Annotated in this window: 11 protein-coding genes and 1 pseudogene; 7 read left to right on the top strand and 5 right to left on the bottom strand. The window is 68.1% G+C overall.

Features of this window, described 5'->3' with window-relative positions; translation table 11 throughout:
- Positions 1-141: 141 nt before the first annotated feature.
- Entirely contained in the window at positions 142-456 is a 315-nt protein-coding gene (locus tag D7X32_RS39830; protein ID WP_147450456.1) for a helix-turn-helix domain-containing protein, read from the bottom strand.
- On the bottom strand, positions 453-1589 hold the full coding sequence (locus D7X32_RS39835; protein WP_120607744.1) for a hypothetical protein: 1137 nt from the start codon (positions 1587-1589) through the stop codon (positions 453-455). Before D7X32_RS39835 ends, D7X32_RS39830 begins: the two co-directional genes overlap by 4 nt.
- 221 nt (positions 1590-1810) lie before the next feature.
- Between D7X32_RS39835 and D7X32_RS47275 the strand changes: the two are divergent.
- The 4 genes and pseudogenes from D7X32_RS47275 to dnaA all read left to right on the top strand — a co-directional run.
- Positions 1811-2370, top strand: a pseudogene (locus D7X32_RS47275) (DUF5953 family protein); the annotation flags it as partial.
- Positions 2371-2617: 247 nt separating this feature from the next.
- Positions 2618-3277 carry a hypothetical protein gene (locus D7X32_RS39845; RefSeq protein WP_120607745.1) on the top strand — a complete coding sequence of 220 codons (660 nt, stop codon included), beginning with the start codon at positions 2618-2620 and terminating at the stop codon, positions 3275-3277.
- A gap of 13 nt (positions 3278-3290) precedes the next feature.
- Positions 3291-3833, top strand: a complete 543-nt coding sequence (locus D7X32_RS39850; RefSeq protein WP_120607746.1) for a hypothetical protein — start codon at positions 3291-3293, stop codon at positions 3831-3833.
- A gap of 304 nt (positions 3834-4137) precedes the next feature.
- The gene (dnaA, locus tag D7X32_RS39855; protein ID WP_120607747.1) at positions 4138-5496 is read left to right on the top strand and encodes a chromosomal replication initiator protein DnaA; all 1359 of its coding nucleotides are present in this window, start codon (positions 4138-4140) and stop codon (positions 5494-5496) included.
- Between the two features lie 5 nt (positions 5497-5501).
- On the opposite strand, the gene D7X32_RS39860 is transcribed toward dnaA, so the two are convergent.
- Entirely contained in the window at positions 5502-5942 is a 441-nt protein-coding gene (locus tag D7X32_RS39860) for a CBS domain-containing protein (RefSeq protein WP_120607748.1), read from the bottom strand.
- Between the two features lie 178 nt (positions 5943-6120).
- Positions 6121-6954: a B-box zinc finger protein gene (locus D7X32_RS39865; protein WP_120607749.1), complete on the bottom strand. Its 834-nt coding sequence runs from the start codon at positions 6952-6954 to the stop codon at positions 6121-6123.
- 132 nt (positions 6955-7086) lie between these two features.
- Here D7X32_RS39865 and D7X32_RS39870 point away from each other — a divergent pair, with 132 nt between their 5' ends.
- Both D7X32_RS39870 and D7X32_RS39875 read left to right on the top strand, forming a co-directional pair.
- Positions 7087-8493, top strand: a complete 1407-nt coding sequence (locus tag D7X32_RS39870) for a M16 family metallopeptidase (protein ID WP_120607750.1) — start codon at positions 7087-7089, stop codon at positions 8491-8493.
- 2 nt (positions 8494-8495) lie between these two features.
- On the top strand, positions 8496-10010 hold the full coding sequence (locus D7X32_RS39875; RefSeq protein WP_120607751.1) for a M16 family metallopeptidase: 1515 nt from the start codon (positions 8496-8498) through the stop codon (positions 10008-10010).
- Positions 10011-10076: 66 nt separating this feature from the next.
- Here the strand turns inward: D7X32_RS39875 and D7X32_RS39880 are convergent, their stop codons facing one another.
- Positions 10077-10358, bottom strand: a complete 282-nt coding sequence (locus tag D7X32_RS39880; protein ID WP_120607752.1) for a hypothetical protein — start codon at positions 10356-10358, stop codon at positions 10077-10079.
- 458 nt (positions 10359-10816) lie between these two features.
- Between D7X32_RS39880 and D7X32_RS39885 the strand changes: the two genes are divergently transcribed.
- The coding region (locus D7X32_RS39885) for an amino acid kinase family protein (RefSeq protein WP_439329046.1) at positions 10817-11424 on the top strand (608 nt) is incomplete at its 3' end.

Here is an 11424-nt window from a genome sequence, read left to right on the forward strand (position 1 = left end):
GGAGGGGAGGGCTGAGCGACGGCATTTCCCGCTATCAGCAGCATCAGAAACGAAAGCCGACATGAAAAGTAGGACACGTCTGGGAGGACCTCCAGGGTTCCAACCTACCAGGGTTACCCCGCGGCTCCCGCTTCGGCGCGCCTACCGACTCTTTGCCACCTTGAAAAGCTCGGCCGGGTCCACCTGGAAGCCTTCGGCGATTCGAGCGATGGTAGTGAGGGTGAGGTTCACTTCCTCTCCCTCGACGCGCTGGAAGACACGCACTGTCATCCCGCAGCGGTGCGCGGCTTCCTCCTGCGTCCATTCCCTCTGCTGACGCAGACGACGTACGGCAGCCGCCAGCCGCTGCTGGAGGGCTCGGTACACCGGGGATTCGTACTGCGCCGCCCGTTCGGGGCGGCGTCTTCTTTCGGCCTGGCGCAGTCCCATGAGCTGGGCCTGGGAATTCAGCTTCAACGTCCGGGGACGTGCTCGACGGAGGAGCTAAGTGCGACGGTGGACGGTTTACGCTTCCGCAGCTCGTGTTCCTGCACGGAAAGCACGACTTCGCACCGGCCATGAGCAGAGTACTTGTGGCCCGGCCAGTCGCTCGACTTCTCTGCAGCGCCGACAAAGAGCGCCTGGGCAAGCCCCACCTTGTTCAGATGGATGCGCTCGCCCAACTTCACCTCTTGCGGCGTTCCTGCGTAGTTGAGCACCACTTGCGTCTGGGCGGATTCACCAGCGGTGTCCGCGCAGCTCACGGCATCAACGACGAGGTCAAATCGACCTGCCTGCTTCTTGTTGATGCGGATATCAGCACCGCCAGTCTGAACCTTGTAGGACGCGGTCGTCAGACAGTGGTCGCTGCCGCCACAGTCGCGAGGATCCGTGTATCCACCGTAAACGAGAAGGTCATTGTGCATCCCGATCCGCAGCTCTTGCCCTGTGGACGCGCACCAACTTCGGGTCCGGGAATGCCCCCCGTTGGGCTCGTTATGGGCGCAATGAATGGCCGGTCCCGTCCCCTCGGTGGACGTCTGCCATCCGCGCGCAACGAAGGCGCCAAAGTTCTTGCCACCCAGCGCCCCCTGGTCGCAGTCGCCCTGGACGTACACCTCCGGTTCACGGCACGACCACGCGGGCAGAGCAACTTGCGCGAGACCCTTCTTCGCGGCGGACGACTTCTCCGGCGGTTTGCTCGGCACGGCCTCCTTCTGCTTCTTGATGGGCGGAGTTGTCTGGGGGTGGCTGGGCTCTCCGAGCGGTTCGCCGAAGGCTCCCTTGAAACAGGAATCCACGATGGCCAGGAGCACTTCTTTCTCGTAGGCGACCGGGTAGAACTCCTCACGAACTCGCTTCATGACGCTGCCCGTGGAGGAGGGCCGGGCTTCTCCGCTCACCAACTTCTTGAACGCACCTTCGACCTTGAGACCGAACTCCGCAGCCAAGTCGGCCTCGATGTTCTCCTTCCTCAGTTTTTTCACTTCAAGATTGATGCACTTGTGCATCGCGTCGAGAAGGCGGATGCGATCATCGACGGTCAACTCCTTCGCGGTGGCGTTCTCGGTCCACAACAGCACACAGCTCAGCACAAGAAGTGCGCGCATGCAGAGTCTCCCTGGGTCTAGCACTCATAAAGACGAGCCCCGGCCAAGGAAAGTTGGTGCGCGTTTCCTACCGCGTTCGAGCTGACGCGCATGCAGGCGCGCTGAAGGAGAGTGACAACGACCTGGATATCGTCGTCACGGGGTGCGAACGATGACGACTCGCGACCACCTCATCCTGAACGTCTACGCCCCGGCTCTCACGACGGACGACGGCCGCACGAGGAGAGTTTCCACTCATCTGCAACGGAGACGAAGACCACCCCGTGACGATCTCCGGACTGCGCAGATCCGCCAGTTCGAGTCCGGGGAGACAACCTCAACTCCAGGTCCACGCGAAGCTGCCGCAGGACAAGGCCAGCGTCGCGGCGGCAGCGGATGTGCTGGAGCACGTCGCGGAGGGTGTCCGCGCACAGTGGGGTCTCCTGGCGCCATCTCCCGTGATGCAGGTCATCGCGGACCAACAGGCCCGAAGCGGTATGGACCTGAAAAGCCACCCTTGGGACTGCCCGCCCTCAAGCTCCCGGAGGCGATTCCAGCTCCCGAGATTCCGCGGCACCTGGGCTGGCTGAACTACTGGTCGGCGGCAGCCGCGAAGGCCATCGGGTTCCCGGACCCTTCGCGTGACGCCGAATTGCTGTCACATGCCCGGCGCACGGCGACTGGCGGGTGGGTGGTCCGACTCACGGAGGATCCACTCGACCTGGGAGACCGCGCGCACCTGGCTGCACTCCTGCGGGCCTACGAGCGCATTCCGGAAATCGGCGGACGTTCAGTGCCTTGACCGCCGCCCTTACCGGTCCCTCTCAAAACAACCGCTTCGACCCTCCTCGAAGGGCATGTCGTACCTCCGGAAATCGACAGGGATGCCACCGGCATTTGAGGAGACCGCACCGCACCGGGTTTGATGGCTCCCGGGGATCCTGGTTCTTCTGAGGAGAACGAACGACATGAACGGGCCGGGTCAGGCTTCGGAAGAAACACCTTCGACACCGCCAGCGTCTGTCCCCACTACTCCGTCCCCGACGAGCGTGGTCGCGGAGCTGGGCGCGGCATTGAAGCAGACCGCCACGCGCGAGCCTGTCGCCGGAGCTCCCGCCCCAGGGCTGGCTACAACCAGGGCCCCCGCCGCGACGGCCGGAGAAACCGCCCCCGCCAGGGAGGTTGTCTCTCGCACCGAGCGGCTGTTCCTGCTCGGCGTCCTATTGGCGGTGCTCGTCGCCATTGCAGGGTACATCGCCGCCGTCAGCATCCACCAGTTTGGCCGATACGAGGCCGATGGCGATGCCGCGCGGGTGTTGTTGAGCAAGGCCGAGAACACGCAGGATCGAGCGCTATTGATGCGCCACATCGCGCTGATGTCCGGTCCCCAGGACGTGCTCACCATGCGCCACATCACCGTCTTCCTGGGCTTCGTCGTCGTGGTCATCGGGGCGATGTTCACCCTGACGGGCATCGAGGCCGCCTACCAGTTGCGGCTCAAGGGCGTGAGGACGGCGACGACGCTCAAGACCTCTTCTCCCGGACTCGTCCTCATCTCCCTGGGAGCCGCCCTGGTGTTCGGGGCGTTGTACCGGTCCGTCACGGTGGACTTTGGCGGCATGAACAGCGCCATGCTGCGACCGGAGGCCGCCGGCGCACAGGAAGGAGCACCCTTTGAAGAGCCCTACAGCGGTGGCCCCATGCATTGAGTACCCGCGAGCCATGAGGATCGCACTGTTGACCGTCACGCTCCTGGTCGCCGCGCCGGCATGGTCCCAGGACGCACTCACGCCGACCTACCTGCAGGTCGAGACCCTGGCCAGGAACAGGGAGTGGGCCAAGGTGCTCGACGTGCTGGCCAGCCTCGACATCACGACCGTGCGGGACCACCGCTACTTCTATTGGCGGGCGGTGGCCTTCTATCATCGAGGCTGGCTCGAAGCCGGAGACGCCGAGGCCAGGGTTGCCGAGAAGTTCCTGGCGGCGCAGCTGACGGACTCCGCCAGGGAGCAGGCGAAGAAGAACCTCTCGGAGGCCCGAAAAGCATCCGAGAGGCTGCGGGCATCGGCGGACACGCTTTGCAAGCCCACCCCGCTCAGTTGTCACCTTGTGCTCGGACCGTCTGGAGGCGGGGGCACCTGGAACGTGCACGACATCAATCTCCGCGGTCTGGTGGAGCGCGAGGGGAACCCCGGAGGGCCTGGCTCCGGTCCGGGCAACTCCACTCCGCAGCAGAGCACATCGGCGGGCACCCAACGCCCGTAAGCCCTGGGGCCCAGGCCGAGCAACGCCGCAGGCCCGGCACCGCCGGCGCGGCACCTGTCCCGCACCCGACGTCCGGAGGCCGGTGGATCCGTTCAGGTGGCTCCACGGCCCACCTCCCGCAACCCACCAGAACGGCTCACGCCAGAGGCGGAAAAACGGATCCACGGAGAGTGATCATCCCCACCCGCCAGGGCGTCCCGCTGATCCGTGCTACAGGCCGGTTCCTTGATCAGCCCGGAACCGTCTGTTAGCACCGCCGGACGCCCGCTGGTTCTCTTCATCCGCGCCGTCCCCGAGCCTTCGTGTGAACGCCCTCGCCCATTCCGCCCCCACGCCTTCGCTGCCCAGTGCCGGCGTCATCTGGACCCGCACGCTGGAAGCCATCCGTCAGGAGGGGCTCCACTACGCCCTCACCTGGCTGGAGCGGATGCGCCCCATGGAGGTGCGCGAGAACGCCCTGGTCCTGGGCGTTCCCGACCGCTTCTTCCGTGACTGGGTGGATGACCACTACCGCTCCATGCTGGAGACGCACCTCGCACGGCTGGAGCCGTCGCTGGGCCGCGTCGCCTATGAGGTCATCGTCGGACCTCCGCCGTCCGCGGACCTTCCGCCCACGCCCACCGTGAAGGTGAACTCGATGCGGCCCGCGCGGCTCAACCCGCGCTTCACCTTCGACACCTACGTGGTGGCGGACAGCAACCAGCTCCCCGCCGCGGCGGCACAGGCCGTGGCCCACCGGCCGGGCCACAACTACAACCCGCTCTACATCTACGGCGGCACCGGCCTGGGCAAGACGCACCTGCTCCAGGCCGTGGGCAATCACATCTGGGAGAAGGACCCCACCCAGCGCATCGTCTACCTCTCCAGCGAGCAGTTCACGAACGAGTACGTGGAGAGCGTGCGCGAGCACCGCATGACGGACTTCCGCCGGAAGTTCCGTGAAGAGTGCGACGTGCTGCTCATCGACGACATCCAGTTCCTGGGCAAGCGCGAGGAGACGCAGAAGGAGTTCTTCTACACCTTCGAAACGCTCTTCGGCCTCAACAAGGCCATCGTGCTCACCAGCGACATGGTGCCCGCGGAAGTGCCCGGCATGGAGGACCGCCTGCGCAGCCGCTTCGCCATGGGCCTCATGGCCGACATCCGCGAGCCCACCTACGAGACGCGCGTCGCCATCCTCCAGAAGAAGGCCGAACAGGAAGGCCTGAACCTGCCGGACCCGGTGGCGCACTTCATCGCGCGGCACGTGCAGAAGAACGTGCGCGAGCTGGAAGGCGCGCTCGTGAAGCTGTCCGCGATGCACAGCCTCACGAAGCAGCCGGTGACGGAGGAGTTCGCGTCCCAGGTGCTGCGCGACATCCTGCCCGCGCAGCGCACCGTGGACGTGGACGCCATCCAGCGCGAGGTGGCCCGCTTCTACAAGGTCACCGTGGAGGCGCTGAAGGAGGACCGGCGTCACAAGGCGCTCGCGCACGCGCGTCAGGTGGCCATGTACCTGAGCCGCAAGCTGACGAAGAGCTCCTTCCCGGAGATCGCCTCGCGCTTCAACAAGGACCACTCCACCGTCATCTCCGCCGTGCGCAAGGTGGAGGGCCTGCGGGAAACGGACGCCACCGTGCACCGCGACCTGTCGGAGCTGGAGACGAAGCTCGGCGGCATGTAGCCGCTTCAGGGCTGCGCCGGCTGTGAGGGTGCCGACACCTCCTCGAGCGTCCTGCCGCTCTCCTGGTCGGACAGCTCCGCCGCGACGTCTCCCAGGGAGAGGATGCCCACCAGCCGCTTCTTCCGGTTCAACACCAGGATGCGGCGGATCTGCGAAGCCCTCATCTTCTGGGCCGCCTGGGTGAGGTCGTCGTCGTCGTAGACGAACTCCACGCCCCGGGTCATCGCCTGGGCCACCTGGGTGCGCTCGGCGTCCAGCCCCTGCGCCACCGCGCGGATCACGATGTCCCGGTCCGTGACGATGCCCACCAACTCGTCGCCGTCACAGACGGGGATGGGGCCCACGTTGAGGACGCGCATCTTCTCCGCGGCGACTCTCAGGGAATCCGACGGACGGACGACCTCCACGTCCGAAGTCATCACGTCACTCACTCGTTGCGTTGCCATGGCATCTCTCCTGCCGGGGTTCCTCCTCACGCTGGGCACACGGCTGTCCGCCGACATGGAGGCCTCAAAGGAATGTCTGTCCATTCCCCCGGGCCTCGGGCGTGCTGCGCTCCCCTCGAGCTTCCAGTTGGAGGGCGCCCGGGGCGCCGCGATGGCCAACCCGCTCTGAAGCCGTCCGTTACTTGTAGACCATCTTGGACAGCCACCGGTCCAGGACCGGCACCAGGACGAACCCCCACAGCAGGGGACTGACAATGCCCAGGACCAGGCCAGCGATGGCCTGGCCCCGGCGGCCGATGGGCGGGGTCGCCTTCAGGTCCACGCGCATCAGCGCCAACACGCCGCAGACCCAAGCGATGGGCGCGAGCAGGGGCATGAACACCGAGCTGAAACCGAACCGCAATGCCTGACGCGCCATCGGGTTGTTGAAGCGCAGGTCCCAGAGCAGCTTCAGCGACCCGGCCGACACCGGCAGCCGGAAGAAGAGCTGGTTGCGCACGTCGCGGTGGATGCGCAGCGCGGTGAGCAGTCCGGGCACGGCGCACAGGAAGAAGAGGAAGCGGCCGTCCCGGTGCAGGACATCCGCCACCACCGCCATCACCAGCGGCGTGGCCAGCAGGGCATGCCGCGCCCAGCGCTGGCCCAGGAAGAACGCCACGCCCACCGGTACGGGCAGCAGCAGCACCAGCGGGAACAGCGCCTGTTTCGACGCGCGCAGCCCCCACTGCGCGACGGCGGCGGCCGCGCCCACGCAGAGCAGCAGCGTCACGCCCGCCACCACCCACGCCCATTCATCGCGCCGGCCCCAGTAGCGCTGGCGCAGGGCCTCCAGGTAGTTCACGTCCGAGCGCGCCGCGCAGGCCGCGCAGTACAGCCGTGCTCCCAGGCCCGGCACGGACGTGGCGCAGTCCGCGCAGATGAAGCTCCCGCAGCGGCTACAGGTACCGCCCGCGGGCTGGGCCGGATGGACGGCGCAGCGGACCTGCTGGGATGCGGGCACCTCCAGGCTCATGGCCACAGTGTCGCACGGCGAGCAACACCCGGCACCCGGGAGCCCACCCGGTCGCCTTCCGGCTTACAGGCCCCGGGGCGCGTGCTAAGCGCGCGAGGCACCGTCCTGAACCGTGGAGGAACCTTGTCCCGATTGAAGGCCCTCGCCGCAGCGGCCCTGTTCCTGGGGCTTCCGGCGCTCGCTCAGACCCCCGAGGCGAAGCCGCTGGAGCCCGGCCGCGAAAACCTGGCCATCCCGTATGAGAAGTACACGCTGCCCAACGGCATGGAGGTCATCCTCTCCGTGGACCGCAAGCTTCCCGTGGTGGCCGTCAACGTCTGGTACCACGTGGGCGCCTACGACGAGCAGCCGGGCCGCACCGGCTTCGCGCACCTCTTCGAGCACATGATGTTCCAGGGCTCCAAGCACGTGCCGGACGACGTGCACATCGGCCTCTTGGAGCAGGCGGGCGCCACGGACCTCAACGGCACCACCAGCTTCGACCGCACCAACTACTACGAGACCGTGCCCAGCAACCTGCTGGAGACGGCGCTGTGGTTGGAGAGCGACCGCATGGGCTTCCTGCTGGACGCGCTCACGGAGAAGAAGCTCCAGACGCAGAAGGAGGTCGTGAAGAACGAGCGCCGCCAGGGCGTGGAGACGGCTCCCTACGGTGAAGCGCAGGAGAAGGCGTGGCAGGCGCTGTTCCCCGCGCCGCACCCGTACTCCGGCAACGTGATTGGCTCCATGAAGGACCTGGACGCGGCCACGGTGGAAGACGTGAAGGCGTTCTTCCGCACCTGGTACGCGCCCGCCAACGCGACGCTCGCCATCGTGGGCGACTTCGACCCCGCGAAGGCAAAGGCGCTGGTGGAGAAGTACTTCGGCACGCTGACGTCGGCCCCCAAGCCCAAGCGCCCGGACGTGGCGCCCGTGAAGGTCACTCGCGAGACGGTCATCCGCCACGACGAGAAGGTGGCCACGCTGCCCCTGCTCACCATGTCCTGGCTCACCGCTCCGTACCTGAAGCCCGGGGACGCGACGGCGGACGTGCTCGCCACCGCGCTGGGCACGGGCCGCGCGAGCCGCCTGTACCGCCGGCTGGTGCTGGACAAGCAGCTGGCGCAGAGCGTGGAGGCCGTACAGCAGAGCCAGGGCGCGCAGTCCGTCTTCTCCATCGAAGCGGTGGCCCGGCCCGGCGTCACCACGGACGCGCTGAAGAAGGAGATCGACGCGGTGCTGGACGAGGTCCGCAAGGACGGCGTCACGCAGGAGGAAATCGTCCGCGCGCGCACCCGCTATGACACGCGCCAGCTGGCGGGCCTGCAGGCCGTGGGCGGCTCTGGCAGCAAGTCCGACACGCTCCAGACGTACAACCAGTTCGTGGGCGAGCCCAGCTACGTCGCGCAGGACCTGGCGCGCTACCAGGACGTCACGCCCGCCTCGGTGAAGCAGTTCGCCAACGACGTGCTGCGCCCCGACGGGCGCGTCGTGCTGCACGCGGTGCCGCCCGCCAACAAGGCCGCGCCGTCTTCCGCCCCGGGCAAGGAGGCCCGCTAGTCATGCACCGCCGAATCCTCACTGCCCTCCTCACGCTGTCCGTCGCCGGCTGCGCCACCACCAAGCCCGCGGAGACGCCGCCCGCCGAGACGCCTCCCACGGCGCAGCAATCCCAGACACCCGCGCCGGACGCGGAGGCGTTCCGCGACCAGCCCCCCAAGCCCGGCAAGCCGCCGGAGCTGGTGCTGCCCACGTTCGAGCAGGCGAAGCTGGACAACGGCCTCACCGTCATCGTCAGCACGCGCAAGGAATTGCCGCTGGTGTTCGTGGGCATCGCCTTCGCCGCGGGCGTGTCGCAGGAGCCCGCCGCGAAGCTGGGCATCGCGGACCTGTCCTACCGCATGCTGTTGGAAGGCGCGGGCAAGCGCGACACCGTGGCGCTGGACAACGCGTTCGCGGACCTGGGCGTGTCGCCCGCGATGTCGGTGGATCCGGACGGCGCCTTCGTGGGCGCGCGCGTGCTCACGACCAACGTGGACGCGGCGATGAGCCTGCTGGCGGACGTCGTCCTGCGGCCCACCTTCGACGCGAAGGCCTTCGAGCGGCGCAAGAAGCAGCAGCTGGGTGAGCTGGTGCGCCGCATGGGCGACCCGAACTTCCTGGCGCAGCAGGCCTACTACCAGGCCGTGTTCGGCGCGGATCACCCGTACGGCCACACGTCCGGGGGCACGCCGAAGACGGTGGAGGCGCTCACGCTGGCGGACGCGAAGAACTTCTACACGAAGAACACCGGCCCGCGCGCCGCGGCGCTCGTCATGACCGGTGACGTGACGCTCCAGCAGGCGGTGGAGTGGGGGAAGAAGTACTTCGGCGGGTGGAAGGGTGGGGCCGTGGCGCCCAAGCCGCCGCCCGCGCCTCCCGCGCCCCCGCGTCAGCAGGTGCGCGTGGTGCCCAAGCCGGGCCTGGAGCAGACGGTGGTGCTGGTGGGCCGTCCCGGCCTCGCCGCGGGCCACCCGGACGAGTACCCGCTGGAGCTGGCCACCACGGTGTTCGGCGGCTTCTTCGGCAGCCGGCTCAACATGAACATCCGCGAGGACAAGGGCTACAGCTACGGCGCCAACGCGCACCTGGGCACGCGCCTGGGCGTGGGTCCGCTCACCGCGTACGCGGCCGTGCGGCAGGACGTGACGGGCCCGGCGCTCAACGAGTTCATCAAGGAGCTGGCCGGCATCAAGTCCAACCCCATCACGGAGAAGGAACTGGCCGCCGCGCGGGAAGGCCTCATCCGCGCGTTCCCGGGCGCCTTCGAGACGGTGGAGGGCCTGGGCGGCAGCGCCGCGCAGCTCTACTTCCACCGCCGCCCCATGGATGAGTTCAAGCGCAGCGTGGAGGGCCTGCGGGACGCGAGCGCCGCGGAGGTGCAGCGCGTGGCCGAGTCCTACCTGGACCCGGCCACCATGCAGGTGGTGCTGGTGGGCGACCCGCTGGTCATCCAGGAGCAGGTGACGCCGCTCAACCTGGGCAAGCTCACGCTGGTGGAGACGCCGGCGTCGGACACGGCCCCCGCGTCCAAGTAGCGGAGCGCTTCGGTTCGTGGCTTTGAAGCCGGGGTCCCGACGTGGGTGTCGGGGCCCCGGTTTTTTTCATTCCCGGGTGGGCTCGTTCTCTTCCTGGCGGGCCTCGGCCTTCAGGCGGCCGCGCTCCTCGCGCTCCTCATCATCGATGTCGTCCATGACGCTCTGGGGGTTGTTGCGGGGTCCGCCGACGGGGCCGTCGCTGTCGAGGGCGAACTTCTGCTCCTCGGTGGAGTGCTTGGCGTCGTCCGCGTACAGGGGCTTGGTGTCATCCGCCTCCAGCCCCCGCTCCACGCGGTCCTTGGCGAAGCCGGGCTTGTGGGCGGTGTCGCTCTTCTTGCGGGTGGCCATGGGTCGCTCCTGAGGGTGGTGGGACAGCTCACACATGCTCAATGTCGGCAGCCCCTGGCCCATGCACCACGGTGGGGACCGTGGGGCGGGGGGCTGGTTGCCTGCCCCCTGACCTGGAAGCGTGGAAGCGGCTAGGATGGGGACTCCATGGTCGGACGCAGCGGGAACAGCCAGCGGCACGAGGGGACGACGTCCTCCGTGGGCGCGCGCGTCCAGACCGTCCTGACCGAGACTCGCACTCGCACCGGCCTGACTCCTCGCGGAGCGCGGACCGCCTGACTTCCGAAGCGGACCTTCCCCAGGTCCCCCCTTCCGAACCCGGCCCCGCGCTCCTCCCGAGCGCGGGGCTTTTTCGTTGCCCCACACCCGTCCGTCGAACCCCTGAGGACCCGTATGACGCCGCTTCCCCTGAGCCGCCCCAGCCACCGAGTCCCGCCGTTCCGCGAGGAGGCCGTGTCATGCGCGTGATGAAATTCGGTGGCACCAGTGTCGGAGATGCGGAACGGATGCGCGGCGTGGTGGCGCTGGTGGAGGAGGCGCGCAAGGCCGAGCGGGTGATGGTGGTGGCGTCCGCGGTGTCGGGCATCACCAACCTGCTGGTGGAGGCGGCGAGCGTGGCGCAGGAGGGCGAGTCCGTGCAGGAGGCCTGCGCCCGGTTCGACGACACCCACTCCGCCATCGCGAGGACGCTGAGCGGGGACCTGAAGCCCGCGCAGACGCGGCCCCTGGCCGAAGGGCTGGTGGCGCTGGGGGTGGAGCTGCGGGGGCTGCTGCAGGGCGTGGGGTTGTTGAGGGAGTGCTCGCCGTCGGTGCTGGCGCACCTGTCGGGGCTGGGGGAGCGGGCGTCGTGCCTGCTGCTCGCGGCGCTGCTGGAGGCGCGGGGCCTGGCGCCCGTCAGCGTGGACCCGAGGCAGGTGCTGGTGTGTTCGGGAGACCCGCTCAATGCGACGCCCCAGGCGGAGAAGATCCGCACGCGGTTCGCGGCGCTGCGCGAGGAGGGGCCGGGGTTGATGTTGATGCCGGGCTTCTTCGGGGGGATGCGCGCGGCAAGACGATGTCGCTGGGG

Origin of the sequence: Corallococcus carmarthensis, assembly GCF_003611695.1 — a bacterium.
In the GTDB taxonomy this organism is placed as follows: Bacteria; Myxococcota; Myxococcia; order Myxococcales; family Myxococcaceae; genus Corallococcus; species Corallococcus carmarthensis.